This window comes from Nocardia suismassiliense, assembly GCF_900269665.1.
GTDB lineage: Bacteria > Actinomycetota > Actinomycetes > Mycobacteriales > Mycobacteriaceae > Nocardia > Nocardia suismassiliense.
Genome location: NZ_LT985361.1, coordinates 5,289,678 through 5,314,419 on the forward strand (window position 1 = coordinate 5,289,678; position 24,742 = coordinate 5,314,419).

General features: G+C 68.0%; 25 protein-coding genes. 13 read left to right on the forward strand and 12 right to left on the reverse strand.

Annotated elements, in window-relative coordinates; genetic code table 11:
• Positions 1 to 3 precede the first annotated feature (3 nt).
• Complete coding sequence (locus DBO33_RS23490) at positions 4 to 1,269, forward strand: DUF6545 domain-containing protein (RefSeq protein WP_107656981.1); 1,266 nt, start codon at positions 4 to 6, stop codon at positions 1,267 to 1,269.
• 45 nt (positions 1,270 to 1,314) lie between these two features.
• Here the strand turns inward: DBO33_RS23490 and DBO33_RS23495 are convergent, their stop codons facing one another.
• Positions 1,315 to 3,276: a cutinase family protein gene (locus tag DBO33_RS23495; RefSeq protein WP_107656982.1), complete on the reverse strand. Its 1,962-nt coding sequence runs from the start codon at positions 3,274 to 3,276 to the stop codon at positions 1,315 to 1,317.
• A gap of 184 nt (positions 3,277 to 3,460) precedes the next feature.
• Here DBO33_RS23495 and DBO33_RS23500 point away from each other — a divergent pair, with 184 nt between their 5' ends.
• The 3 genes from DBO33_RS23500 (at position 3,461) to DBO33_RS23510 (ending at position 6,073) form a co-directional block, all read left to right on the forward strand.
• Positions 3,461 to 3,643, forward strand: coding sequence for a hypothetical protein (locus DBO33_RS23500; protein ID WP_107656983.1), 183 nt, complete (start codon positions 3,461 to 3,463; stop codon positions 3,641 to 3,643).
• 155 nt (positions 3,644 to 3,798) lie between these two features.
• Entirely contained in the window at positions 3,799 to 4,932 is a 1,134-nt protein-coding gene (locus DBO33_RS23505) for a phosphotransferase family protein (protein WP_199856727.1), read from the forward strand.
• 55 nt (positions 4,933 to 4,987) lie between these two features.
• The gene (locus tag DBO33_RS23510; RefSeq protein WP_107660529.1) at positions 4,988 to 6,073 is read left to right on the forward strand and encodes a TIGR03857 family LLM class F420-dependent oxidoreductase; all 1,086 of its coding nucleotides are present in this window, start codon (positions 4,988 to 4,990) and stop codon (positions 6,071 to 6,073) included.
• A gap of 36 nt (positions 6,074 to 6,109) precedes the next feature.
• On the opposite strand, the gene DBO33_RS23515 is transcribed toward DBO33_RS23510, so the two are convergent.
• Positions 6,110 to 7,102, reverse strand: coding sequence for a helix-turn-helix transcriptional regulator (locus DBO33_RS23515; protein WP_107656985.1), 993 nt, complete (start codon positions 7,100 to 7,102; stop codon positions 6,110 to 6,112).
• Positions 7,103 to 7,225: 123 nt separating this feature from the next.
• Here DBO33_RS23515 and DBO33_RS23520 point away from each other — a divergent pair, with 123 nt between their 5' ends.
• The gene (locus DBO33_RS23520; protein ID WP_107656986.1) at positions 7,226 to 7,687 is read left to right on the forward strand and encodes a VOC family protein; all 462 of its coding nucleotides are present in this window, start codon (positions 7,226 to 7,228) and stop codon (positions 7,685 to 7,687) included.
• Between the two features lie 5 nt (positions 7,688 to 7,692).
• Here DBO33_RS23520 and DBO33_RS42955 read toward each other — a convergent pair whose 3' ends face one another.
• The 5 genes from DBO33_RS42955 to mbp1 all read right to left on the reverse strand — a co-directional run bounded on the left by DBO33_RS42955 (position 7,693) and on the right by mbp1 (position 11,151).
• Positions 7,693 to 7,830, reverse strand: a complete 138-nt coding sequence (locus DBO33_RS42955; protein WP_159080445.1) for a hypothetical protein — start codon at positions 7,828 to 7,830, stop codon at positions 7,693 to 7,695.
• 117 nt (positions 7,831 to 7,947) lie between these two features.
• Positions 7,948 to 9,327 carry an acyl-CoA dehydrogenase family protein gene (locus DBO33_RS23525; protein ID WP_107656987.1) on the reverse strand — a complete coding sequence of 460 codons (1,380 nt, stop codon included), beginning with the start codon at positions 9,325 to 9,327 and terminating at the stop codon, positions 7,948 to 7,950.
• Positions 9,328 to 9,352: 25 nt separating this feature from the next.
• On the reverse strand, positions 9,353 to 9,499 hold the full coding sequence (locus tag DBO33_RS42960; RefSeq protein ID WP_159080446.1) for a hypothetical protein: 147 nt from the start codon (positions 9,497 to 9,499) through the stop codon (positions 9,353 to 9,355).
• Between the two features lie 166 nt (positions 9,500 to 9,665).
• Positions 9,666 to 10,766 (reverse strand): glutamate--cysteine ligase 2, encoded by a 1,101-nt coding sequence (locus DBO33_RS23530; RefSeq protein WP_107656988.1) that lies wholly within the window; start codon positions 10,764 to 10,766, stop codon positions 9,666 to 9,668.
• A 136-nt stretch (positions 10,767 to 10,902) separates the two neighbouring features.
• Positions 10,903 to 11,151: a microaggregate-binding protein 1 gene (mbp1, locus tag DBO33_RS23535; protein ID WP_107656989.1), complete on the reverse strand. Its 249-nt coding sequence runs from the start codon at positions 11,149 to 11,151 to the stop codon at positions 10,903 to 10,905.
• 134 nt (positions 11,152 to 11,285) lie between these two features.
• Between mbp1 and DBO33_RS23540 the strand changes: the two genes are divergently transcribed.
• From DBO33_RS23540 to DBO33_RS23550, 3 genes are all read left to right on the forward strand, one after another.
• On the forward strand, positions 11,286 to 11,729 hold the full coding sequence (locus tag DBO33_RS23540) for a Fur family transcriptional regulator (RefSeq protein WP_107656990.1): 444 nt from the start codon (positions 11,286 to 11,288) through the stop codon (positions 11,727 to 11,729).
• Positions 11,730 to 11,764: 35 nt separating this feature from the next.
• On the forward strand, positions 11,765 to 13,987 hold the full coding sequence (katG, locus tag DBO33_RS23545; protein ID WP_107656991.1) for a catalase/peroxidase HPI: 2,223 nt from the start codon (positions 11,765 to 11,767) through the stop codon (positions 13,985 to 13,987).
• Positions 13,988 to 14,196: 209 nt separating this feature from the next.
• Positions 14,197 to 14,922, forward strand: a complete 726-nt coding sequence (locus tag DBO33_RS23550; RefSeq protein WP_107656992.1) for a phosphoribosyltransferase — start codon at positions 14,197 to 14,199, stop codon at positions 14,920 to 14,922.
• 221 nt (positions 14,923 to 15,143) lie between these two features.
• Here DBO33_RS23550 and DBO33_RS23555 read toward each other — a convergent pair whose 3' ends face one another.
• From DBO33_RS23555 to DBO33_RS23565, 3 genes are all read right to left on the reverse strand, one after another.
• Positions 15,144 to 15,926, reverse strand: a complete 783-nt coding sequence (locus DBO33_RS23555; protein ID WP_107656993.1) for a GAF and ANTAR domain-containing protein — start codon at positions 15,924 to 15,926, stop codon at positions 15,144 to 15,146.
• A 191-nt stretch (positions 15,927 to 16,117) separates the two neighbouring features.
• Complete coding sequence (locus tag DBO33_RS23560; RefSeq protein WP_107656994.1) at positions 16,118 to 16,900, reverse strand: ANTAR domain-containing protein; 783 nt, start codon at positions 16,898 to 16,900, stop codon at positions 16,118 to 16,120.
• Positions 16,900 to 17,712, reverse strand: coding sequence for a GAF domain-containing protein (locus DBO33_RS23565; RefSeq protein WP_107656995.1), 813 nt, complete (start codon positions 17,710 to 17,712; stop codon positions 16,900 to 16,902). The genes DBO33_RS23560 and DBO33_RS23565 overlap by 1 nt, the downstream gene beginning before the upstream one ends.
• Before the next feature lie 274 nt (positions 17,713 to 17,986).
• Here DBO33_RS23565 and DBO33_RS23570 point away from each other — a divergent pair, with 274 nt between their 5' ends.
• Genes DBO33_RS23570 through DBO33_RS23585 form a run of 4 tightly spaced genes read left to right on the forward strand, consistent with a single transcriptional unit; the run spans position 17,987 to position 22,012 of the window.
• Positions 17,987 to 19,087, forward strand: coding sequence for a glycosyltransferase family protein (locus DBO33_RS23570; RefSeq protein ID WP_107656996.1), 1,101 nt, complete (start codon positions 17,987 to 17,989; stop codon positions 19,085 to 19,087).
• Positions 19,084 to 20,190, forward strand: a complete 1,107-nt coding sequence (locus DBO33_RS23575) for a glycosyltransferase (RefSeq protein WP_107656997.1) — start codon at positions 19,084 to 19,086, stop codon at positions 20,188 to 20,190. Before DBO33_RS23570 ends, DBO33_RS23575 begins: the two co-directional genes overlap by 4 nt.
• Positions 20,187 to 21,188, forward strand: a complete 1,002-nt coding sequence (locus DBO33_RS23580; RefSeq protein WP_107656998.1) for a glycosyltransferase — start codon at positions 20,187 to 20,189, stop codon at positions 21,186 to 21,188. The genes DBO33_RS23575 and DBO33_RS23580 overlap by 4 nt, the downstream gene beginning before the upstream one ends.
• Positions 21,185 to 22,012: a glycosyltransferase family 2 protein gene (locus DBO33_RS23585; protein WP_107660530.1), complete on the forward strand. Its 828-nt coding sequence runs from the start codon at positions 21,185 to 21,187 to the stop codon at positions 22,010 to 22,012. Before DBO33_RS23580 ends, DBO33_RS23585 begins: the two co-directional genes overlap by 4 nt.
• Before the next feature lie 29 nt (positions 22,013 to 22,041).
• Here the strand turns inward: DBO33_RS23585 and DBO33_RS23590 are convergent, their stop codons facing one another.
• Both DBO33_RS23590 and DBO33_RS23595 read right to left on the reverse strand, forming a co-directional pair.
• Entirely contained in the window at positions 22,042 to 22,785 is a 744-nt protein-coding gene (locus tag DBO33_RS23590; RefSeq protein WP_107656999.1) for a maleate cis-trans isomerase family protein, read from the reverse strand.
• 31 nt (positions 22,786 to 22,816) lie between these two features.
• Positions 22,817 to 23,386, reverse strand: a complete 570-nt coding sequence (locus DBO33_RS23595; RefSeq protein ID WP_107657000.1) for a TetR-like C-terminal domain-containing protein — start codon at positions 23,384 to 23,386, stop codon at positions 22,817 to 22,819.
• Positions 23,387 to 23,467: 81 nt separating this feature from the next.
• On the opposite strand from DBO33_RS23595, the gene DBO33_RS23600 reads away from it, so the two are divergent.
• Positions 23,468 to 24,502 carry a DUF4437 domain-containing protein gene (locus tag DBO33_RS23600; protein WP_234390998.1) on the forward strand — a complete coding sequence of 345 codons (1,035 nt, stop codon included), beginning with the start codon at positions 23,468 to 23,470 and terminating at the stop codon, positions 24,500 to 24,502.
• Positions 24,503 to 24,742: the final 240 nt, after the last annotated feature.

Below are 24,742 nucleotides of genomic sequence, written 5' to 3' on the forward strand. Positions count from 1 at the left end.
CGCATGTGGCCGCACGACCACCTACCCGCGGGAGTCACCGTCTCAGCGACGTTGTTCATCGTGGTCATCGCCCTGATCCGGCTCTCGCTGACCCTGCACACCTCGGTGTTCGGCCGCATGATCAACATCCTGCTCGGCTTCGACGCGGTAGCGGCCATCCTGCGTGAGCCGCTCTTCGCGCGCCCGATCTCCCGGCTCGTCCCCGGCGGCCTGCCCACCGTGTTCGACACCTGGCATTGGCTGACCGTCACGGCGTGGGCCTGCGGACTCGGCATGGCGCTGCTGCACGAGAACGGGCCGGTGCGGTACCGGATCCAGTTCAAGGTCGTGATCGGCACGTCGGTGGCGATCGGCCTGGCCTTCCTGCTGCTGAGCGCGCCCGCCCGGGCCAACGGGATGTCGTCCATCGCCGAGTACGGCGGTTGGCGCTACGGCGTCTACATCGGGCTGTATTCCGCTCTGCCCGTTATTGTTTCGACCTACTACTACGTGCTGAAAACCAGGGGCACGATGTGGCGGACGACCACATTGCGGGAACGGCTCACGGTGGCCGCCCTGGTCATCTTCGGTATCGCCAGCTCGCTGCCCGCCTGCCTCATCGCGGTCTCGGTGGCGTTGGACGCCGCCGGAGCGGGCAGCGCGTTCACCGACAACGCGTACAACATGGTGGCCGAGGGATTCGCCACCGGCGAGCCGGGACTGTTCTTCTTCAGCGCGCTGATCATGGTGTTCCTGCCGTCCTCGGTGCAGGCCGTGGTGCAACTGCTGCGGCTGGACCGGGAATCACGCGCCGCGCGCCGGGTGTATCCGCTCTGGCGGGACCTGACCGCCGCCGCGCCGCAGGTCGTCTTCCAGCTGAAATGGGCCGACAACTGGAACGTTTCGCCGCAGGAACGGCTGCACCGCCGACGGATGGAGATCCACGACGCGGCCGAGATCGTCGCCCGCTACGTGCTGCCGCTGCCGACCGCCGTCGACGAGCTGATCGAGACCAGCGTCATCGAGGACGACCAGGAGAACATTCGTATGGTCGCCGAGCTGGTGCTGGCGGCCCAGCGGCTCAGCGACAACAGCGGCGAACCGGCGGGCGAACCGACCGCCCGTGGGGCCGACGTCCCCGACGAACAAACCCTGCTGCGCTTCTGGCAGCCCGCGAAGTCGCTACTGCACGCGACCGATCGCACCGCGGAGCGCCGAACATCGGTCGGCACACAACGATTCGCGCCGGGCGCGTTCGAGAGCAGGCAGCCGGGTCAGGTCGTCGGATAGTCGGCGCAGCGGGGTAACCCGCTGCCCGGCAGCCACTTTCGGGTGTCATTTGACGTGGCCGATCCGCTGGTTCATCCAGTCGCCGAGCCACTGGACGGCGTTGCGACCGGCGCCGTCGACCACCAGGGATCCGTAGTTCACGTGCGCGCCGGACGCGACAAAGTTTGCGGCACTGAGGCCGTCGACGATGAGGTTGACCAGGTTGATGTCGTGGAAGGTCGTGATCCGGCTGAGCGGGCCGGTCAGATCTTCGAGGTCGAGGTTCGGCTCCGCGATGGTCTTCGCCGGGGTGCCGGCCCGCCTGCCCAGCACCACCGGCGGGGTCTGCTGCGCCTTGCCGGTGAGCAAATCGACTGTGGCCGCGGCCAAGTCGGCCCCGATCGGCAGCAGGCCGGACAGGGCGACGCCCGCGCCGGCCAGGTCGGGCGCCTGCCCCGGCGGCGGCACCAGCTTCGTCAGCACCGACCAGGCGACGTCCTGGATCCGGCCGATGATCTGCACCAGCCGGGTGATGTCGAAGTTGGACAGGATCGAGGTGACCTGCGCCGCCACCTCGGTGAAGCCCTGCGCGTCCGGGATCACCGACAGCACCTGCGAGATCCACTTCAGGTCAACGGTGCCAACGAGTTTCAGCAAGGGTTGCAGCTGATCGTTCAGCTCGGCGGCGACCTGGTTGGCACCCTCCGCGTCCATCGCGACGATCTTCTGCGGCAGCAGCAGGAGATTGTCGATGATCCGGGGGAAGTCGAACGTGGTGACGTCGGCGGCGACATCGAGCGCTTGGTCGACCAGCACGGTGGGTTTGAGCAGCGACAGGACTCTTGTTGCGGCACCCAGGGTTTCGGGCGAGGCGGCGGCCAGCGGCGCGACCTCACGCCGGACCGACTTGGCCGCGGCGCGCAGCGAGCGGGCTTTGGGAGAATTCGGTCGCAGCGTGCCGACGCCGTTGTCCAGCAGTTCGGTCGCGGTGTCGGCGATCGTGGTCATGGCCGCGACGGCGCCCGACAGGTCGGACTGGTCGAGCTGAGTCAGCACCTCCCCCGCGTCGCGCTCGGCGGTACCGGTCGGCGCGGCGACCAGCTGGGCCGTGGCAGCGGGGTTGGCCGCGCCGGAATCGATGAGGTCTACAAGCGGGTTCAGGGTGTCCAGCAACTTTTCCGCACTGCCGCGGACCTGGGCCAGATCGACCCCCGAGGGGGCAGCGAGGCCTGCGGTCAGTCCGGCCACGGTGGTCGCCAGTCCTGGCAGGTCCGCCTTGGAGAAGTCCGAGGTCAGCGCGGCGCCGATCGGGAAATTCGCGTCCGGCGGCGGCGCACCACCGCTGAGTGCCTTGCTCAGGATCGAGCCCAGCGCGCCGAGCAGTGGGTTGGCGCTCTTCTGGATCGAGCAGTACAGGTCCTTGGGGTCGCAGATCGAAGTGACCCGTCCCGAGAGTTTGCCCATGCCTTGCGGCCGCGGGTCGGCGATGCCGGTGCCTGCGGTACCCGGACCGACGATCGTCTCGCCCGGCGTGCCCGCGCCGGGGTCGGCGAGCAGGCCGACGGCCAGGACGCGATCGGCGGGCACCGGACCGCGATCGTTGCCGATGGCGGCGGCCAGATCGCCTGCGGCGTCGGCACCCTGGCTGTATCCGTTGATGGTGAATCGTGCTGTGGGGCAGCGGGTTCCGTAATCACGCAGCGCGGCGGTGGCGTTCTCCAGCGCGGTGTTCTTGCTGTCGGCGTAGGTGTAGCCGTTGTCGAAGGCGCGGGCCATGTATGGCGTGAAGTAGATTTCGGATCTCGGGCCCTGCTGGCGCTGGATCGCCTCCGCGATCGGCGCGAGCATGCCGATGGGTCGCGCGGGGTCGGCGTCCTCGTCGGTCTCCCAGGTGCCGGGAATGAACAGATTGAATGTTGCTGCGCACGTAGGTGGTTCGGCGTGTACCACGGCGGTGGTACCGGACGAACCCACGGCAACGCCGACGGTCACCAGCGTGGTGACCACATAGCGCTTGGACGAACGCATCACTGACTCCTGCACACGGTCTCTTCGGCTGGGCGATCCGGACCACGGTAAATCAAATTCTCGAACCATGAATTGTCCGCAGTGTCGTTCTTAATGTCGTTAAGAAGTTCTTCGAGAATTCCGGAACGGGAATGGTTGCGCGGACGAACAGCGGGTAATTCCTTGGCACCACAGGAGGTTCACCATGATGGCCATTGCCGCCGCTGTCGCGTTCGGGCTCGCATTGCTGTTCGATCTGACCGATGCCACCCTCGGTGACGAGATCACCGCAGGCACCCTCACCACCCTCGGACTGCTGCTCGTCGCACTGCACCTAGCCGGCGTCGGCACCGGGGCGCGTTCGTGGAACTGGCGCCGTCGCCGGTAATGCCGATGCCGACACACTGAGTGCAGGCCGGGTCCGGTCGAGGTGATCGCGGCCCGCCTGCACCGGGTCCCATTCATCGAGAACGCTTCTTGACACTCGCGATCGGGCAGGCCGACAGTTGGCCATACCGTTCGCGATCTTGTCAGGGGCGACCAATGTCTACACCACCGGCCGAGCCGGGCATGCGACTGCAACGCAGCAGCCGCGAAACCAGCACGCTGATCCCCCGTCTCACCGAGTGGCTCGCCGGCCAGCTGCCGGTGCCCGCCGACCCGAGGGTCACGTTGCGGTCCGGCATCGACAGCAATGGCATGTCGGCGGAGACGCTGGTGCTCCAGCTGAACTGGACGGAAGGCGGCGTCGCACAGGTCACCGACCTGATCGCGCGAATAGTGCCCGCCCCCGGCGACTTTCCGGTCCTTGAGCACTACAACATGCAAGATCAGTTCGACGTCATGCGCATCGTGGCCGAAGCCGGCGACGTCCCCGTGCCGCGCGTGCGGTTCATCGAACCGACCGGCGCGGTGCTCGGCACGCCCTTCCTGCTGATGGACCGCGTCGACGGGGTGGTGCCGCCGGACGTCATGCCCTACACCTTCGGCGACAACTGGCTTTTCGACGCGAGTCCGGAGCAGCAGCAGCGCCTCCAGCGCCGCACGATCCAGACCCTCGCCGCACTGCACGCCATCCCGGACGCGCCGAGCGCCTTCGCTTTTCTCGACCCGCGCCAACCCGGCGCGAGCCCACTCGAACGAACCCTGAATCGCGCCAGGAGTTGGTACGAGTTCGCTGCCCGTGACTCCGGGCGGTCGCCGCTGGTGGAGCGGATCCTGGTGTGGCTCACCGCGAATCTGCCCGAGACCTCGGCCGACGAGGCGGTTCTCTCGTGGGGCGACGCCCGGATCGGCAACTGCATGTATCGCGACTTCGAGCCCGTCGCGGTGCTCGACTGGGAACTGTCGACGATCGGTCCCCGCGAGCTGGACCTGGCCTGGCTGGTGTTCGCGCATCGCGTTTTTCAGACGATCGCCAACACCTTCGGCTTGCCGGGGATGCCGGACTTTCTGCGCATCGAGGATGTAGTCGCGACGTACCGCGAGTACTCGGGCGTGCAGGTGGGTGACCTCACCTGGTACACGCTGTTCGCCGCGCTCAACTACTGCGTCGTCTTCATGCGCTCCGGCGGGCGGCAGGTCCACTTCGGCGAGCTGGCGCGACCGGACGACATCGAGACGCTGTTCCATCACCGGTCTCTCGTCGAGCAGCTGCTCGCCGAGGTCGGCGCCTGATCGGCACCGTCGCCATCCATCGTCCCGAAACCGTTGCAGGAGCAGCATTCTCGTGATCGAGCAATTGAACGAACTGGCCTACTACTGCATTACCCGCCATCCCGCCGACGCCCGGGTGCTGTTCCCGGAGGCGCGCACGGCGCAGGAGATCGGCCTCGGCTCGTGCATGATCGGTGAGCGGATGACCGTCAAGGACTCCGCGGTCCTGTCCGGTGGCGTCGCCGGGTGCACGACCAGCCTGGGCATCGCGGCGGCGGCCACGAATCATCACACCCGGCACCCGATGGTCACCGCGACCATCGGTTCGACGATGCACGCCATCAGCGAGGGCCGATACGCCATGGCTTTCGGCCGCGGCATGGCGGCGAACTGGCAGGCGATCGGCCTGCCCGCGGTCACCGGAGCGCAACTGCGCGACTTCGTCGGCATTCTGCGACGCCTCTGGGCCGGTGAGACCATCATCGACCACCGGGGTCCCGCAGGTTCGTGGCCGGTCCTGTACCACCAGAACGGACTCGCCGACGCACCCCCGATCGGCTTCGTCGCGGTCGGCCCGAAAACCCTCGAGCTCGCGGGCGAGATCGGCGACTTCGTCGTCCTGCACACCTTCTTCTCCGACGAGGCCACCGCGAATTCCGTTGCGGCAGTGCGTCGGGGGGCCGAACGAGCAGGCAAAGACCCGGACAGTGTGCGGATCTGGTCGTGCTTGGCGACCGCGAGCGACGCGCTCTCCGAAGAGGACCAATTGCGGCGGCGGACGGGCCGGCTGGCCACCTACCTACAGGCCTACGCCGACGTGCTCATCTCCGCCAACGGCTGGGATCCCCAAGTCTGGGAGCGGATTCGCACCACACAGCTCTACCAGGACGCCGCGGCCGCCGGACCCATCGATGCGTCCGCCTCCGTCGAGGTGCTCGAGCAGCTCGACGCCCTCATCCCCGACGAATGGCTCGACTCGGCCGCGTACGGGACGCCGAAACAGTGTGTGCGCAAGATCGCGCGGGAGTTCGATCTCGGCTGTCACTCGGTGATCATGCACGGCGCCAGTCCGCACGAGCTGGCGTCGGTGGTCGCGGCCTACCGAGCCGATCGACCCACGCTGCGCCGTGCGGTGGCCGCGAATCCGGGCAAGCTGCTCTGACAACACGACGCCGGTCGGTGCCAGGGCGCGGCCGGCTCATGATTGCGCCGGGTTCGGCAACGGCGCGACTGCCGCACCGGCCGCACGTAGTCGCTGCGCGAAGGTGTGGCAGCGCGCGGCCAGCTCCGGCGGGTCGAGTACCTCGAAGTCGTATCCGAGCAGGAGCACGTGCATCAGCACGAAGTCGAGGCTCGCGGCCCCGCTGATCAGCTCGCAGTGTTCGTCGTCGCGGGGGTGCACCACCGCGGCCGATGCCGGAACCTGTGCGCGCACCGTGTCGGCCGGGGCGTGTACCAAAAAGCGGGCCTGGTGTGGGTACACCCGGCTCGCCACACCCTCCTGCACGTAGGTCGCCGCATCCGGTACGGCGCGCGGACGAAAACGCCAGGTGCGGGCGGCCACCTCGGTCATCCGGTCGACGCGGAAGGTGCGCCAGTCGTCGCGGTCGAGGTCGTAGGCGAGCAGATACCAGCGCCGATCGGAGGCGACCAGCCGATAGGGCTCGACTCGTCGCCGTCGCGTCTGCTCCCCGGACGGGTAGTCGAAGCCCGCCTCGACCTCGTCCCGGCAGGCCCGGGCCAAAATCATCAGCGCCTCGGAATCGACGCGCGGATAACCGATGTCGAACGACTCCACCGCGCCGGCCAGCGCGCGCACCTCGTGCCGCAGCCGGGTGGGCAGCACGCGATCGAGTTTGGTCAGCGCCCGCAGCGCGGCATCGCCCGCGCCGGTGACCGCGCCGCCCGCACCGACGAGCAGCGAGACCGCGGTGGCGATCGCTTCCTCGTCGTCGAGCAGCAGTGGCGGCAGGTCCTGCCCCGGACCGAGTTGGTAGCCGCCGCCGACACCCTGGCTGGCGTGCACCGGATAGCCGAGCGCGCGCAGCCGTTCGACATCGCGCCGCACCGTGCGCGGTGTGACGCCGAGCCGCTCGGCGAGTTCCGGACCGGTCCATACCGGACGCTGTTGCAACAGGCCGAGCAACGTCAGCACGCGTTCTGTCGTGCCCCGCTCGTCACCGACTGCCATCTGCACTCACCCAGTCTGTCCGCAATAGCGGACCGATTCTGTCCGCTAGGGGTGTCAGGATAGTCGCGTGGAGGCAGACGCCTTCGTCTGGAACCAGAACCGACCTACGAACGGAGCAGCCCGATGAGCCGCCAGATCCAGATCACCTTCGACGCGCACGACCCGCGGGCACTGTCGACCTTCTGGCGCGACGCGCTCGGTTACGTGCATCCCGGGCCGCCCGGCATCGAGCTGCCCGCCGACGCCGACCCGCTGGCCGCGTGGGACGAGTTCCTCGCTCGGGTCGGGGTGCCGCCGGAGCAGCGCAATACACGATCGGCCATCGAGGATCCGGACGGGCAGGGCCCGCGGGTGTTCTTCCAGCAGGTGCCGGAGGACAAGATTGCCAAGAACCGCGTTCATCTCGACGTGCGTGCGGCACCCGGCTTGCAGGGCGAGGAGCGGATGGCGGCGCTGGAGGCCGCGTGCGATCGGCTGGTCGCGCTGGGCGCGAAACGAGTGCAGCGCCACGATCCCGAGCCACCGCTGGGGGCGGGCCACATCGTGATGACCGACCCCGAGGGGAACGAATTCTGCTTGGACTGAGCGTCTCAGTACGGGATGGCGGCGGTGAGGGTGTAGTTGACGACGAGGGCGCCGAGCACGATCAGCAACAGCAGCGTCAAGAGCACGCCGGACACATTGTCGATCAGAGCGGGTTCGTTCGGGCGGGTGCGCGACACTGCCATGAGCTAGGACCTCCGGTCGTCGGGCGGGATGTGACTTCGCGATTCCCGGTTCCGTGAATATCAAACGGTGTTTACCTATTTGCCGCGTGCTCGGCGTGTTTGGTGAGCGCGGCCGATTCAGCGGGGCGGGCGCAGGATCTTGAGCGCGGCCTTCAGGATCGGCCCTGGGACGTGATCGCGCATGTTCAGCGCCGAGGCCGCCGCTCTGCCGCGCACCTCGGTACCGCGGCCGAACATCTTGTTCAGCGGCCCACCCGATGGCTCGAGGTCGACGTGCAGTGGCGGCCTGCCGTCGACCGCGCCGAGCGCGTGTGAGATGACGATGCGCTGGATCTCGCTGGTGCCTTCGAAGATGGTGTACAGCTTGGCATCTCGGTACCACTTCTCCACCGGATGGTCGGTGATGTACCCCCAGCCGCCCATGGTTTGGATGGCGCGTTCGGTGGTTCGCACGGCGACCTCGCTGGCCGCGAGTTTCGCCATCGATCCTTCACCGCGCTCGAAGGGCACTCCGTTGGCCGCCATCCAGGACGCCCGCCAGGTCAGCAACCGTGCGGCATCGATCTGGGTGGCCAGGTCGGCGATGGGGAACGAGACGCCTTGATTGTCGATGATCGGCGCGCCGAACGCTTCGCGCCGGTTCGCGTAGGTGGTCATGTATTCCAAAGCGGCCCTGGCGATTCCGAGCGCCTGTGCGGCCACCATGGGGCGGGTCTGTTCGAAGGTACCGAGCGTTACCGAACCGGATCGACCGCCGTTGCGAGCCGCCTCGCGCCGCTTGGCGAGCGAGCGCTCGAGTTTTTCCATGCCGCCGAGCAAATTGTCGGCGGGCACCCGCACGTGGTCGAACTTCAATTCCGCGGTGTGCGAGGCGCGGCAACCCAGTTTGTCCAGCTTGCGAACCAGCTGCAAACCCGGTGTGCCGCCCGGCACGACGAAGAGCGCTTGCCCGCGATGGCCGAGTTCCTGGTCCACCACGGCGTTCACCACGTGCACGTCGGCGATGCCGCCGTTGCCGATCCACATCTTGTGGCCGTCGATGATCCAGTCGTCCCCGTCACGGACCGCCCTGGTGCGCAGGTTGCGCACATCGCTGCCGCCCTCCGGTTCGGAGATAGCGAGCGCGGCGAGCTTCAGATCGCCTGGCGTGCCGAAACATTCGGGCGCCCACTGCAACATCTGCTCCGGTGTGGCGGCCTGGCCGATGGCCGACAGGGCCAGCGCGGGCATCACGATCGCCAACCCGATGCCCGCGCAGCCCCAGAACAGCTCCTCCATGAACATCGGCAGCGACAAGCCGGTCGGGTCGCCGATCAGGTCGCGATAGAACAGCGGGCTGTAGAACCCTCGCTCGGCGGCCTCTTCGAGGACCGGCCACGGGAACTCCTGGGCCTGGTCGTACTGCTGCGCGACCGGCCTGATGCAGTCCTGCGCGAACTCGTGCGCGCGCTTGGCCAGGTCGTGCTGGGCCGCCGTCGGGGTCAGATCGAAAGCCATGACTAGACCTCGGTTATCGACACCATCATGATCGGCTCTCCTCGCCCCCACCGGCCGCACGCTGCGCCTCCGCCAGTTCGGCGCGGAGCCGATCGGCGGTCGCCTTGTCGTCGGCGTCCTCGGCCGTGGTGATGTCCTGCTTCAGCTGCGCGACAACGTCCTGCTGGGTCATGAATTCTCCCGTCTACGTGGCGATCGGCTGCGCTGGTGCACCCGGATCGCGGGGTCGGTTGATTCGATCCACAAATGAGTCGGACGCATCCGCCTCTACTGGGTGGTAACCGGCGTCGCCCGGCCCAAACCCCCGGGTCGGCGGGCCAGCGCGCCCGCTGCCACTTTTACTGGCAACCTTCCAACGTCGCGGTCGCGAGTTCGGCTGTGACATCGGTGATTTCGCCGCGGGTGCGCAGGGCGCGGAGCTGGCGGCGGGCGCCGTTGCCACGCTGCGACAGTTCGGCCAGCGTCTCGGTGACGAACGGGTAGGCGCCGAGTTCGTCGAGGGCGGATCGGGTGTGGTCGACCAATCCGGATATCAACGTGCGGACAGGTGCGACGCGGCGGGTGAGCGGATCCAAGCCCTCCCCGTCGAGGCCTGAGCGCGCGGCGTTCCAGTAGGCGGCGCGGAGCACCTCCGCGGGTACGTCAGGAGCGGTGCGCCCCTGCTCGATGGCGGCCAATGCGGTCAGCACAGTCGCCCGGACCAGGGTTGCCAGCAACGCGGTCTCGGCAACCGTGGCGGGGACGTCGCTCACCCGAACCTCAACGGTCGGAAAGGATTCCGACGGCCGGACATCCCAATAGACCATCTTCCGATCCATGATGCTGCCGCTGGACAGCATCATGTCGACCATGCTCTCGTAGTCGTCGAGCGAGTCGAAGTACGGCGGCGGACCCGCGCTCGGCCACCGCCGCCACAGGATGCTGCGCCAGCTGGCATACCCGGTTTCCGAGCCGCGATAGATCGACGAGTTCGCGGTCATGGCCAGATACACCGGCAACCAGGGCCGCAGGTGGTTGCTGACCTGCACGGCGACTTCACGATCCGGAACCGCCACATGAACGTGGCAACCGGACAGGCCCTGCTCCCGGGCGATCATCCCGAATTCGCGCGCAATGCGCTGGTAGCGGGGTGTTTCGGTGACGGGGTACTGCTCGGGAACTGTTGGCGGCACCGCGACGGCGAGCAGGCGGGCACCGTTGCGCTCGGCGCAGGCCGCGACGTCACGGCGCAGTTGGCCGAGCTCCTTCAGCAGTGCCGCGGTGTCGGAGTGCACCCCCGTGCTGGTCTCCACCTGACAACTGGTCAGTTCGAGCTGCAACTCCACACCGACGTCCTCGGCGGTGCGGGCCACTTCGATGTTCTTGGGGACGGGGGCGCCGGTGTCCGGATCGGCCAACAAGAATTCCTCTTCGACACCGACCGTCGCTGGAGTTTCCATGCTCGGGAAGATGCCCGCCGAGCGACCCGGCAAACAGTGCGCCGCCGAGCATTACCGCCTCGACCGGAGTGCACCCGAAAAAGGCTGGTGGGTAGGCGAATTCGCCTACCCACCAGCCACGGGTGTGCGCGTAGCGCTATTGACCGTCGTGCTGATGGCTCGCTTGCCGCGCTTCGTCCACGTTGGCCTCGGCGCGCGCCTTCTCCGCGGCGGCTTCCTTGGCCGCGGCTTCGCGTTCGGACTCGGCCTTGTCCTGTTGAGCCTGACCCTCGCCCTTCAGGTTCTCGTCTCCGGTGACGACGCCGGCCGCCTCCTTGGCCTTGCCCTTCACGTCCTCGACGACACCTTCGACACCCTCGCGGGGCCCGCTTCCCTGCTCCGACACAGCAATAACCTCCGACCGATCCGACGAACGACTGACATTCGGCGCGTACCCGCTATCGGCCGCCCCAATCCGCCTGTGCTCGATCGCGAAACAAATGCTTGACTCATTCCAGAAAAGGGACCAGACTCTCCGACGTGACGACGGCCACAGAGTTCCAGCAGATGTTGCGGGAAGTCTCGCTGCGCGTGACAGCCCCCCGCGTCGCGGTGCTGACCGCGGTGCACAACCATCCGCACGCCGACACGGACTCGATCATCCGCGCCGTGCGATCCCAGCTGGCGACGGTGTCGCACCAGGCGGTGTACGACTCGTTGCACACGCTCACCGCCGCGGGCCTGCTCCGCTGCATCCAACCGTCGCGCTCGGTCTCGCGATACGAGACGCGGGTCGGCGACAACCACCACCACGTGGTGTGCCGGAACTGCGGGGCCATCGCCGATGTCGACTGCGCCGTCGGCGAGGCACCGTGCTTGACCGCCTCCGACGACCACGGCTACTCGATCGACGAGGCCGAGGTCATCTACTGGGGTCTGTGCCCCGACTGCTCGGCCGCATCGACCGCCCCATCGCATCCCTGACCACAGCCCAGATAACTCGATCAGGAAGGAATTCTGTGTCATCCGAAAGCCGCCCGCCCACTCCGGACACCGAAACCCGAAGCGCAAGCGAGAGTGAGAATCCGGCGATCCCGTCGCCGACCGTCAAGGAGGGCCGTCCGCGCACCAACAAGGACTGGTGGCCGGAGCAGATCGATGTGTCGGTGCTGCACGCCCATTCCTCCAAGTCCAACCCGCTGGGCGAGGACTTCGACTACCCCGCGGAGTTCGAGAAGCTCGACGTCGACGCGCTGAAGGCCGACGTCGCCGCGGTGATGACCAATTCGCAGGACTGGTGGCCGGCCGACTACGGCCACTACGGCGGCCTGTTCATCCGGATGAGCTGGCACGCGGCGGGCACCTACCGCATCGCCGACGGCCGCGGCGGCGGCGGGCAAGGCGCCCAGCGCTTCGCGCCGCTGAACAGCTGGCCGGACAACGCGAACCTGGACAAGGCGCGCCGCCTGCTGTGGCCGGTCAAGCAGAAGTACGGCAACAAGATCTCCTGGGCCGACCTTCTCGTGTTCGCGGGCAACGTGGCCCTGGAGTCGATGGGTTTCCAGACCTTCGGCTTCGGCTTCGGCCGCCCGGACATCTGGGAGGCCGAAGAGGTCTTCTGGGGCCCGGAGGACACCTGGCTCGGCGACGAGCGCTACAGCGGTGACCGCGAGCTGTCGGGTCCGCTCGGCGCCGTGCAGATGGGCCTGATCTACGTGAACCCGGAGGGCCCCAACGGCCAGCCGGATCCGGTGGCCTCGGCCCGCGACATCCGAGAGACGTTCGGCCGCATGGCAATGAACGACGAGGAGACCGCCGCGCTGATCGTCGGCGGGCACAGCTTCGGCAAGACACACGGCGCGGGCGACGCCGACCTGGTCGGCCCCGAGCCCGAAGCCGCTCCACTCGAGCAGCAGGGCCTGGGCTGGAAGAGCGCCCACGGCAGCGGCAAGGCAGGCGACGCCATCACCAGCGGGCTGGAGGTCGTCTGGACCTCGACCCCGACCAGGTGGAGCAACGGCTTCCTGCAGAACCTGTACGGCCACGAGTGGGAGCTGACCAAGAGCCCCGCCGGTGCGTGGCAGTGGACGGCGAAGGACGCCGAGGCCAGCATTCCGGATCCGTTCGACGGACCCGCCCGCAAGCCGACCATGCTGACCTCGGACCTGGCCCTGCGCGAGGATCCGATCTACCGGGAGATCACCAGCCGCTGGCTGGACCACCCCGAGGAACTGGCCGAGGCGTTCGCCAAGGCCTGGTACAAGCTGCTGCACCGCGACATGGGACCGGTCAGCCGCTACCTCGGACCGTGGGTGCCCGAACCGCAGATCTGGCAGGACCCGGTGCCCGACGTCGATCACGAGCTGATCGATGAGCAGGACATCGCGGCGCTCAAGAGCAAGGTGCTCGAGTCCGGCCTCTCGGTCGCGCAGCTGGTGAAGACCGCGTGGGCGTCGGCAGCGAGCTTCCGCAGCACCGACAAGCGCGGCGGCGCCAACGGTGCCCGGATCCGGCTGGAGCCGCAGAAGAACTGGGAGGTCAACGAGCCTGCCGAGCTGGCCAAGGTGCTGCCGGTGCTCGAGCAGATCCAGCAGGACTTCAACGGTTCGGCGACCGGCGGCAAGAAGGTCTCGCTGGCCGACCTGATCGTGCTCGCCGGTTCCGCGGCGGTCGAGAAGGCCGCCAAGGACGCGGGCCACGACGTCACGGTGCCGTTCGCGCCGGGCCGGACGGACGCGTCGCAGGAGAGCACCGATGTGGAGTCGTTCGCGGTGCTCGAACCGCGCGCCGACGGTTTCCGCAACTACGTGCGGGCCGGCGAGAAGGCGCCGCTGGAGCGTCTGCTGCTCGACCGCGCATACATGCTCGACGTGACCGCACCGGAACTGACGGTGCTGATCGGCGGCCTGCGCGCGCTGGGCGCCAACTACGGCGGCACCGAGCACGGCGTGTTCACCGAGCGGCCGGGCGTGCTGACGAACGACTTCTTCGTCAACCTGCTCGACCAGAGCACGGAGTGGAAGGCCTCGGATTCGGCGGAGAACGTCTACGTGGGCGTTGACCGCTCCTCCGGCCAGACCAAGTGGACCGCCACCGCCAATGACCTTGTCTTCGGCGCACATTCGGTGCTGCGGGCGGTCGCCGAGGTGTACGCCCAGCAGGACGCCGAGGCGAAGTTCGTGAACGACTTCGTCGCCGCGTGGGTCAAGGTCGTCGACAACGATCGCTTCGATCTCGCCTGATCTATCGACGAATCCAGGCCGGCCCCTTCTGGGGTCGGCCTGGATTCGTTTACGCGCCTCCTGCCCGGACACGCAAACCTGGCTTTGCGCCGGGCGTAGCAAATGTTGTGAAAATCGTTTGTTCACTCGGTCTCGCGGCGTAAAGTTCGGTCCTGTTTCCGAGTCCCGAAGAGTGGCTTACCCCCAGCAACGCCGGACTTGGGAGCACTATGTCTTTTCTCGATCGTCGTGAAGCAGGCCGCCGACTCGCGCAGCAGCTGCGGCATTTTCGCGGCCAGGATGTGGTTTTGCTCGGCGTCGGCGGGGGCGGTGTCGTGGTCGCCCATGAGGTGGCCGACGTGCTGCGGACGCGACTGGATATCGCGGTCGTGTGCGAACTGACAGTCCCGTACCAGCCGTGGCTGGTGTTCGGCGCACTCGGCGAACACGACGTGTGTGTGCTGGATGAGGACGTCATCGCCCGCGCGCTCGTCTCCCATCCGGAACAGCTCGCGGTGCAACGGGAGGCGCGAGAACAGTTACGGCGCAGCCTCACTCGCTACCGCGGCGAGGGCGGCGCCCTTGCTCTCGACGGTGCCACCGCGGTCATCGTCACCGACGGTGTGACCTGTGCGGCCCCCGCCCGGGTCGGGGTCGCGATCGCGCGGGCCCGCGGTGCGCGACGGGTAGTGGTGGCCACGCCGCTCGGTGCCCCGCGCGCGGTGCGTGCGCTGCGCGGCGTCGCCGACGACGTCGTCTGCTTGGAAACGCCGCCACTGTCCGGGTCGATCCGGCCGTGGTACCGCGAATTGCCCGCGGTTTCCGATGCGGAGGTCGTGGCCCTGCTGAATCAGCGGCACACCGGCTTCCGGCCTGATCGCGCGGAAAACGGAAGTGCGCGCGGCGAATCCGTGTCCACCGGCCTCTCACCGGCAGGCGGCGAGCTGACTATCTGATCCACACTCCGACGAGGGTAAGGAGGTGAAGACATGCAGGCATTACTGCGGCCGGGCCCCGATGGGGCGGCCGACAACGAGGACACCCAGCACGACGCACCGTGAGTACCTCATGAAAGCTGTACCGCCGGTTTCGCTGCACAGGCACTCGGGACAGGACGTCGGTGGAGGGGCCGGGGCTCCGGCGCTACCGCGGTAGCGCCGGGGCGTGGCAACGGTTCTCACCGAGGATGCTGTGAGCCGGTCCGTTTACCCGGCGGCACGGGTGGGCGGCCGGGTTCATTGAAGTGCAGGCCCTCGGGATCGGCGCCGGTACAACGGCGAATAACGTCGGCGGCGACGACCGCCAGCTTCGTATTGCGGCGTTGCGAGACATCGCGCAGGGTCGCCGCGGCGTCCGAGCGGGTGCAGCGCTCGCGACCCATGATGATGCCCAACGCCTGATCGATCACCGACCGTGAGGCCAGCGCCGCACGCAGCTGCTCACTCAACTCCGCCTGCCGTGCGGCCGCGGTCGCCGCAGCGACGACCGCGGCGATGATCGTGATCAACCGGCGGGCCCGCCGGTCGAACGCGTGCGGGATCGTCGAATAGAAATTCAGCGCGACGATCGGCGGGCCGTCCGCGATCAGCGGCTCGCAGTGCACGGACCGGATACCCTCGGCGAGCATTTCCGCCCGGCACTCTGCCCAGCGCTGCTCGGCGCCGATATCCGGAACCGACACCGGCGCAGCGGTATCGAGCGCCTCCAGCACAGGGCCACGCCCGCTACGGTGCTGGACTTCCTCGATCCGCGCCACCGGCGCGTCGGTGGCGGCTACCAGTCGGACGTGGCCACCCATTTTCAGCGTGACAGCGGCCATCGGCTGCTCGGGCACCATGCGCGCGGCGATGGCGGCGACCTCGTCCCACGCCTGCTCGATATCGCGCGCCGCGACCAGCGTCCGGGTCAACTCCGTCAGACCCGTCGCGAGGTCGTCGGATACCAGATCTTGGTCGGCCATCGTTTGGACACCCCTTACGAGCTTCTGCCGCACGCCCTTTCGTCTTGCCCCAACTAGGAGATATCTAACTCATGCTCTACAACGTCGTCTAGATAACCTGCATTCCCGGACATAGATTTTTTGTAGCACTGTGCTCGAGGGAGTGCAAGAGATCAAGGCGGGGAGCCGCTTTCGCCGGACCAGGCCGGCCGTCAGCCGTCAATACGCCTCGGCGGCGCCAGGTCCGCAGGGGGATGTAGCGCACCGGACCGGGCCGGATCGGCGGGATAGGCATCCTGCCCGGCGATGATGGCCCGCGCCTGTTCGGTAGGTGTCACGCCGTGTACCCGGGCCAGCCGAACCAACGTGAGACGCGCCTGTTCGACGTCGAGGCCGAGCTGCTCGACCAAGATGCCGATCGCGACGGCGATCACCTTGGTGCCGTCCAAGACGGCCTCCGCGGTTTCCCTGGTGCTGACCCGGCGGCCGTCGACACTGCCGAGCGACAGGGCGATCCCGGTCAGGTCGGCCAGGACCTGACCGAACTCATTGGGTCGTTCGGTGCCCCACGGGTCGTCGGTGTGCACGATCAACGAGCCGAGCGAGGCGGTCAGGCATCGCACCGGGTATGCGCGGACCGCCCGCATACCGGCGGCGATCGCGTGCTCGCGGTAGCGGGGCCAGCGGGTGTCATCGGGGGCCCACAGATCCGAGATCATCGTCACCGCCCCGTCGCAGGCGCTGGTATAGCCGGGGCCGATCGCGTGCAGCCGCGGATCCGCCGAACGACCTTCTCGCAGCGCCTCCGCGACGACGTGAATCGTGTTCTCCGCCAGGCCATTACGGTCATCGAGCAGGACCAGCACCGCGGAGAACGCGTCGAAGCATTCATACGCGTGCCTGGCTATCGTGTACAGCACGCTGGGCACATCGAAATCGGTGGCCAGCGTCGCGGTCAGCTCCGCGACCGCCAGCCGCGTCCGCGCAGTATCCATCACTCCTCACCTTCGATCCGGTCGCGGTCGCCCCGCAAGGACAGTCGACGAGCGACGATATCGGCCGCCACGGCCGCGATGGAACGCCGCTGCGCATAGGCGTAGGCGCGCAACCGATCCAGTCCCTCGTCGGAGGGCACCGCCAGCTGCACCGCCACCATGCCTGCGGCGATATACACCTCGGTGCGCGAGAACTCGCCCCCGGTCTCCGCGCGCTCTTCGAGTTCGCTGAGCTCGATGGCCTGCTCGACGCCGCCCGCCTTGTGTACGCGCACAGCCCAATTCGCGGACAGCGTGCCTGCGACGGCGGCCGCGCAGGCCGCCGCCGACTCCTGCGCTCCCGCATCCAGCTCGCCGGTCGTGCTGCGGTACAGCTCGAGCACGCCGATCGGCAGCCGCCGACCCGGCAGCGGGAAGGCGAAGGCGGCGCGCACCCCGATGGCCAGCGCGTCCGGCACGAACGCGGGCCAGCGCTCGGCCGCGACGTCGTTGCCCAGGTCGGGCCAGAGTTCGACGCCGGCCTGCCGATAGGCGTCCAGGCACGGTCCTTCGCCGATGACGAATTGCAATTCGTCGATCTGCTGAGCGGTGGCGTCGGTGGCGTAGACGAGTTCCCTGGCCTGCGAGGTCGAGCTCAGCACCGCCACCGCGGCCCCGTCCACCCCCGTCAGCCGCACCACGGTCGCACACAAGGTGCCGATGCCGGTGAACAGGGAGCCGCTGTCGACGCCGTGGCGGGTGCGTCCACCGGGTTCGAGCCGCTCCCGACCGGCGGCGCGGGGCGGCGGGTCGTTCTCGGATGCGTGCTCCACGATGCACTCCCCTCTACTGACCTCAACTCTAGTCTCGATTCCCGCCGCGGCGACGGCACCGGCTTCCGCGAAAACACGGTGACCGGTCGGCCGACAAAGCAGGATACCGGCCGCCGAACGGGCCGGGTTTACGGCTCGATGGCCAGGGTAGGTCCGGAGGACGCGGTTCATGATCATTTGGGAAGGGTGGGTACGGCATGCAGATCGCGCGAGGTAGTCGACTGGTTCGCCGCGCGGGAGCGAGCGACGGCATGGTGCCCGGGTGGCAGCGGAGATGACCAGGACCATCACCGGCAGTGCGCAACTGCCCGCGCCGAGCCGCACGCTGCGCATCGCTTCGGTGCCTGCGTCGCACGTCTACGTGCGGCACCTGTCCCCCGTCGGTCACGCCGACCGGGTGCTGAGGTTGCCGGACCCGCGGCCCGCCGACGGGCGCACCGTGCCGGGTGGCTGGTGGCCGCCGGTGATGCTCGACCCGCAGTGGATTCGCCGCCACCAGCACCAGTTCGACGTCTTCCATATCCATTTCGGTTTCGACGCGGTCGAGCCCGAGGTGCTGGCCGACATCGTGGGCGAGCTCCGCGCGTACGGCAAGCCGCTCGTGTACACCGTGCACGATCTGCGCAATCCGCACCAGCCCGATCCGCGGGGGCATCGAGCACAACTGGATGTGCTGATCCCTGCCGCCGACGCACTGATCACGCTGACACCGGGCGCGGCGGCGGAGATCGAAAAGCAGTGGGGCCGAATGCCGCACGTCCTGGCTCATCCACATGTCGTGCAGCGCAGGCTGATCGAGGCACCCCGCTCCGTCGAACAGTTCGTGTTGGGCGTGCACGCGAAAAGCTTGCGCGCCAACATGGATCCGCTGCCGGTGCTGGAGGTACTGGCCGAGACGATTCGTGGTCTGCCCGGCGCGGTGCTGCGCATCGATGTGCACGACGAGTTGTTCGAGCCGGGCAACCACTGGTACGACCCGGACACCGGCGCAGCGCTGATCGACTTCGGCCGCCGCCCGGGTGTCGATGTCAGGGTGCACGAGTACTTCACCGATGCGCAACTGTGGCAGTATCTTTCGTCGCTGTCGGCATCGTTGCTGCCGTATCGGTTCGGCACCCACTCCGGGTGGCTGGAGGCCTGTTACGACCTGGGGACCGCCGTCATCGCGCCGAGCTGTGGTTTCTACCATCAGCAACGGCCTTGCGCGGTCTTCGGTTTCGACGAGACGCACTTCGATGCCGAATCACTGGATCGTGCGGTCCGCGCGGTCTACGAGAGCCGGGCGCCACGAGCCGATTGGCCGTCACGACGGGCCGAGCGCACCGAACTCGCTGCGGCACACCGCCGCATCTACGAACAGGTGCTGGCGCGATGAGCACCGAACGGCTGTCCATCGCCTTGCTGGCCTCGAATCGGCATCCGATCCGGCAACCGTTCGCCGGCGGGCTCGAGGCCCACGTGTGGCATCTGGCGCGTGCGCTGCAGTCGCGCGGTCACCGCGTGACGCTGTTCGCGGCCGACGGCAGCGACTCGGACGCGGCGGACGCGATACTGCGAGTGCGTGCCTTCAGCCCGAGCACCACGGCGAGCACCGATTCATCGATGCCACCACGCCAGTTCCTCGCCGACCATCATGCCTACCTGACGGTGATGACAGATCTCAGCGCGACCGCACCGACCTCGTTCGACGTCGTGCACAACCACAGCCTGCACTATTTGCCGGTCGCGATGGCTCCGGTCCTCGGCGTGCCGATGCTCACCACCCTGCACACGCCTCCGACGCCCTGGCTGGAATCGGCGCTCGATGTCAGCAAAGGCATCGGTTCCGCTTTCGTCGCGGTCAGCAGGTATACCGCCCAGTCCTGGGACCACGTGGTGCGCGGAGTCGACGTGGTGCCCAACGGGATCAACCTGTCCGCGTGGCCGGCGGGGCCGGGCGGGGCCGACCTGGTGTGGTTCGGCCGGCTCACTCCGGAGAAGGGCGCGCATCTGGCGATCGAGGCCGCGCGCCGCACCGGACGGCGGCTGCACCTCGCGGGGCCGGTCAGCGACGCGCAGTACTTCCGCGAGAGCATCGAGCCCCGGCTCGGCCGGGAGACGGTCTACCACGGGCATCTGGATCAGGCGGCGCTTGCACGTCTCGTCGGTTCGTGCGCGGCCGCGCTGGTCACTCCGCTGTGGGACGAGCCGTACGGGCTGGTCGTCGCCGAGGCGCTCGCCTGCGGCACCCCCGTCGCGGCGTTCGCGCGCGGCGGCATCCCGGAGATCGTGGATTCGGACTGCGGCAGGCTCGTCACACCCGGTGACGTCGACGCGCTGGCCGACGGTGCGGCGCAGGCCGTCACGCTCTCCCGCACGCACGCCAGGGGTCGGGCCGAGACGTCCTGTGGTCTGGACGCGATGGTCGAGGCGTACCTGGAGCGCTATCACCAGCTCATCGCCACCTCGTCCACCGAAGCACACCGGGGCGCGGCATGATCGGCTACTACATTCACCATCACGGTGCCGGGCATCTCATCCGCGCGCGGAGCATCTGCGCCGAACTCGACACTCCCGTCACCGCTTTGACGTCTTTACCGATCGAGGACGATTCCGCCTTCGATCGTGTCGTCACGCTGCCCGCGGACAACACGGCACCCGTCGTCACCGACGCAACCGCCTTCGGTGCGCTGCACTGGGTACCCAAAGCCGATGCGGGACTGCGTGATCGTATGGCCGAGATCGCGCAGTGGATTGCCATCGAGAAGCCCGACGCGCTCGTGGTCGACGTGTCGGTGGAGGTCGCGTTGCTCGCCAGATTGCACGGCGTCCCCGTGCTCACCATGGCACTACCGGGCACCCGCACCGATGCGCCGCACGAGCTGGTGCACCGGATCGCCGATGTTCTCATCGCCGCGTGGCCGCGCGCGGTGTACGAGCCGGGCTGGCTGCGGCCCTATGCGCACAAGACCCATTACATCGGTGGCATCAGCAGATTCGCGGGGCGGTCGCCGCTGCCCCGGCACGGCGGGGTTGGCCGGCCGACCGTGCTGGTGCTCGCCGGAGCGGGCGGGAGCTCGTTCACACCGGCGATGATTCGCGAATGCGCCGAACGTCATCCGCAATACCGTTGGCGGACAGCCGGTATCGACGACTGGGTCGATGATCTCTGGCCGCGGCTGTGTGCCGCGGATGTCGTCGTCTCGCATGCCGGGCAGGGCACTGTCGCCGATATCGCCGCCGCCGGTAAATCCGCGATTTTGATTCCGGCGGAGCGTCCGTTCGGTGAACAGCACGACACCGCAACTGCTCTCGCCGAGGCGGGGATGGCGGTCGCCGTCGACTGCTGCCCGGCGGTCGAGGAGTGGCCCGGGTTGATCGAAGCGGCCCGGCGCCTCGACACCGGACAGTGGCGGCGGTGGGACACCCGCGGTGCTGCGGGTCGCGCCGCCGCCGTGATCGGCCGGATCGCTACCGGCAGCAGGTCTGCGGCGTGAGGACCGCCGTCATCACCCTGGCGGCCCGTCGAACGGCGCACCTGCGCAATCAGTTTCGTGGTCTGGCGATGAGTTCGCGGATGCCGGACGAACACGTCGTGGTGGCCATGGGCGATCCGGAGATCATGGCGCTGGCCGAACAGCAACGCGCGCACGGCGTCTGGATGGACGTGCACGACGCACAGTTGCCGTTGGCCGCCGCCCGCAATCTCGGTGCCAGGACCGCGATCACCCGTGGTGCCGAACTTCTCGTGTTTCTCGACGTGGACTGCATTCCCGATCCGGGGCTGATCGAGCGGTACCAGAGCCTGGCCGCCGCCGAGCCCTTGCTGCTGTGCGGGCCGGTGACCTATCTGCCGCCCGCGCCGACCGGCGGATACGACCTGCCCACTCTGCACCGGCACCGCGATCCGCATCCGGCACGGCCGGACCCGCCCGCGGGCACCTACTTCGACAGCAGCGACTTCGACCTGTTCTGGTCCCTGTCGTTCGCGCTCACCGCCGATACCTGGCGTCGCATCGGCGGCTTCTGCACGCGTTACCGCGGTTATGGTGGGGAAGACACCGACTTCGCGTACAAGGCTGCCGCCATCGGTGCCCGGCTGCGATGGGCCGGCGGTGCCGACGCCTACCATCAGTACCATCCGGTCTCGGATCCGCCGATCGAGCACCTCGACGATATTCTCAGTAATGCCAGGGTCTTTCACCGCCGTTGGGGACGGTGGCCGATGCTCGGGTGGCTCGAAAGCTTTGCCGCCTCGGGACACATCGCCTACGACCAGGCGACCCAGACGTGGAACTCACTGGTCTCATCCGCCGGCTAGGCCTTGCGTCGACGTCCGGCCGGATGGGTTCAGTGCTCGCGCAGGAGCTGTCCGGCACCTTCGACACGGTCGTCGAAGCCGTGCTCGCGCAGCGCGTGCCACAGGGTGGCGGCGTTGATGGCGATGACCGGCTTGCCAAGTTCGTATTCGAGTTGCTCGGCCTGGGCGACGAAGGACAGGTTGGTGCCGACCTGAACGATGGCCTCGACGTCAGGCCCGTCGATCGACGCGACAGTCTCGCGTATTCGGTCGGCACCGACCCGGGCGATGTCCGGTGCTGTGGGACAACGCAGGCCGGTGATCGCGGCGACGTCGAAACCGGCCTCGGTGAAGAACCGGCCGACCTCGATGTCGGCGATCGGCTGGTAGGGCGAGAAGACCGCGATTCGATGGCAGCCCAGTGCGTGCAGGGCGGCCCGGCAGGAGCTCGCGCCGGTGGTCACGGGCAGTCCGGTGCGGTCACGCAGGCGCTGCTCGAAGGCGGCGTTGCCCGCGATGCCACCCCAGAACGTCTCGGCGGACATGCCCATGACCATTCGATCGGGTTCGGCGGTGAGCACATCACGGACCGCGGTATCGATGGAGGCGCGGATCTGTCCGAGCAGCGCTTGGAAGTCCTCGTCGTTGCCCATCACCGGGTTCGGGATGTACATCGATCCGGCGCGGTAGGCGATGCCGGAGAGCCCGGCGCGCCAATAGTCGTGTTCGACAACGGTGTTCGTGCTCGGCACGATCACCCCGAAGACGGCGCGGGGGCCGACGGCATTGGTCATCTGCGTAATTCCTTGGCGTGCGGCGGTTTTGTCAGCGAATCGGGTCGGCGATCCGGGTCAGCACATCGTCGACGGCGCGGTGGGCGCGCTGCCGATCGGCGGTTCGGTCCAGCAGCAGCGCGTCCACGAGCAGCGGCGAGACGATCGCCGTGGCCGCCTCCTCGATGTCTACTTCGGAGTCGACGCCGAGTGCGCGGATCGACCGGTGCACGGGGGCGAACAGGTCCAGCACATAACGCTGGCGCAGCGGCACACATTCTGGATCGGTGGACGAGGCGGTGACCAGCGCGCGTAGAAATGCCGCAACGGGCTTGTCGCGCAGTCGATCACAGAGCAGGTCTACTTCCGCGTGCAGATCGGCCACCGGGTCGCCGGTCGGCTGCGCCGCCGCATGCGGGGCGACGGAGATGAGGGCGGCGAGGAAGTCCCTCGGGGTCGGCCAGTGCCGGTAGATGGTGGTGCGCGCCACGCCGGTGACGGTGTGCAGCCGCTGCGGCGTCAAGGCGGTCCCGCCCTCGGTCAGCAGCAGATCCAAGGCGGCGGTCAGCACGATCTCTTCGGTGTCGGCGGCGGGGCCCGCAGGGCGTCCTGGCTTGCTCACGCAATAAACGATACATCTTGTTTTGCTTATTGATAAGCAGTACATTCTGTAGCGGAATTACCGCTCGCCCCAGGAGAACCCATGCGTCCACATGTCGAACTCATCGACGACCGCGATCTGATCCCGCACATCGCCGAGTTCCAGCACGCCACCGGCAGCGCCGAACAGCGCAACCTCAGCTATGACGAGGAGGATGGCTCCGCCTCACTGAAAGTCCGCTTCCTCAGCGACTGGTCCCGCCCCGCCGGGGTGCACAGCGCCGACACCGAGTGGTTCGTCCTGTCCGGTCAGGTGACCGTCGGCGACACCGAGCTGACGGCCGAAGGTTTCTGGTCGGCACCCAAAGGTGTTCTTACGCCGCCACTCTCCGTCGCCGCGGGCACCGAGATCCTGCTGTTCCGCGAAGGCGGCGACTGGGGCTTCGAACCGGCCGACACCGACCGCGACTTCGTCCGCGCAGACCAGAAATTCGTGGTCCTCGACACCGCCACAATGCCGTGGATCGACGTAAAAGACGGCAGCCCCATGCGTTTCGACCTGGGCGGCACACCCGTCCCAGGGCTCTACATCAAACTCCTGCACCGCGACGCGGAAACCGGCTTCTACACCCGCCTCATCAAGGCCAAGCCCGGCTGGCGCGAGGAACCGCTCGCCCATCACCCCTGCAGCGAAGAGGCCTACTGCCTAGCAGGCGGATTCGACTACAACTTCGGAAAAATGTGGCCCGGCACCTACTTCTGGCGCCCCGCCCTCATCCGCCACGGCGACTTCACCGCCGACGCGGAACAAGGCTGCACCTGGCTCGTCCGCTCCGACGCCGACCTGGTCTCCTTTTCCCCCTCCCCCCCCCCCCTCTCCCTCCCCCTCCCCCCCCCCCCCTTCTTCCCCTCCCCTTTCTCTTCTCCCCCTCTCCTCTCCCCCTCGCCCTTCCTCTCTCTCTTCTTCCGTCTTCTTCTTGCCCCCCCCCACCCCCCTCCCCCCCCCACCCCCCCGCCCCCCCCTTCCCCTTCTCCCCTCTGTTCTGATACCCCGACCCCCCCCACTCCCGACTCACTCACTCGCAGTGTTGTCTCCTGCCGCAATCCGTCCCCTCTCGTCNCCCCCACCTACCAGTAGCCCGGTCGATTCCGAGATCAACCAGCACACGGACGCGGGCGAGCACGCCCACCCCCATCTCCCGTTGCGCACGAACCGCCCCACCCAACAGCCGCACTCTCTCTCGGGATCCGCACCCACTTGGGACCCCCGTCGGTGCAGATCCCGAGAGCCAGTGCGGATCTTCCTGGCAACCACCGCTGCGCCAGCATTGACGCCATTTCGCGTACCCCCCGGAGCTCCGTTCAGGATCAACGGGAC

Coding starts and splice junctions, on each gene's coding strand:
- DBO33_RS23490 (WP_107656981.1), top strand. CDS start 4: ATGTGGCCGCACGACCACCTACCCGCGGGAGTCACCGTCTCAGCGACG.
- DBO33_RS23495 (WP_107656982.1), bottom strand. CDS start 3,276: ATGCGTTCGTCCAAGCGCTATGTGGTCACCACGCTGGTGACCGTCGGC.
- DBO33_RS23500 (WP_107656983.1), top strand. CDS start 3,461: ATGATGGCCATTGCCGCCGCTGTCGCGTTCGGGCTCGCATTGCTGTTC.
- DBO33_RS23505 (WP_199856727.1), top strand. CDS start 3,799: ATGTCTACACCACCGGCCGAGCCGGGCATGCGACTGCAACGCAGCAGC.
- DBO33_RS23515 (WP_107656985.1), bottom strand. CDS start 7,102: ATGGCAGTCGGTGACGAGCGGGGCACGACAGAACGCGTGCTGACGTTG.
- DBO33_RS23520 (WP_107656986.1), top strand. CDS start 7,226: ATGAGCCGCCAGATCCAGATCACCTTCGACGCGCACGACCCGCGGGCA.
- DBO33_RS42955 (WP_159080445.1), bottom strand. CDS start 7,830: ATGGCAGTGTCGCGCACCCGCCCGAACGAACCCGCTCTGATCGACAAT.
- DBO33_RS23525 (WP_107656987.1), bottom strand. CDS start 9,327: ATGGCTTTCGATCTGACCCCGACGGCGGCCCAGCACGACCTGGCCAAG.
- DBO33_RS42960 (WP_159080446.1), bottom strand. CDS start 9,499: ATGACCCAGCAGGACGTTGTCGCGCAGCTGAAGCAGGACATCACCACG.
- DBO33_RS23530 (WP_107656988.1), bottom strand. CDS start 10,766: ATGGAAACTCCAGCGACGGTCGGTGTCGAAGAGGAATTCTTGTTGGCC.
- DBO33_RS23550 (WP_107656992.1), top strand. CDS start 14,197: ATGTCTTTTCTCGATCGTCGTGAAGCAGGCCGCCGACTCGCGCAGCAG.
- DBO33_RS23555 (WP_107656993.1), bottom strand. CDS start 15,926: ATGGCCGACCAAGATCTGGTATCCGACGACCTCGCGACGGGTCTGACG.
- DBO33_RS23560 (WP_107656994.1), bottom strand. CDS start 16,900: ATGGATACTGCGCGGACGCGGCTGGCGGTCGCGGAGCTGACCGCGACG.
- DBO33_RS23570 (WP_107656996.1), top strand. CDS start 17,987: ATGACCAGGACCATCACCGGCAGTGCGCAACTGCCCGCGCCGAGCCGC.
- DBO33_RS23575 (WP_107656997.1), top strand. CDS start 19,084: ATGAGCACCGAACGGCTGTCCATCGCCTTGCTGGCCTCGAATCGGCAT.
- DBO33_RS23580 (WP_107656998.1), top strand. CDS start 20,187: ATGATCGGCTACTACATTCACCATCACGGTGCCGGGCATCTCATCCGC.
- DBO33_RS23590 (WP_107656999.1), bottom strand. CDS start 22,785: ATGACCAATGCCGTCGGCCCCCGCGCCGTCTTCGGGGTGATCGTGCCG.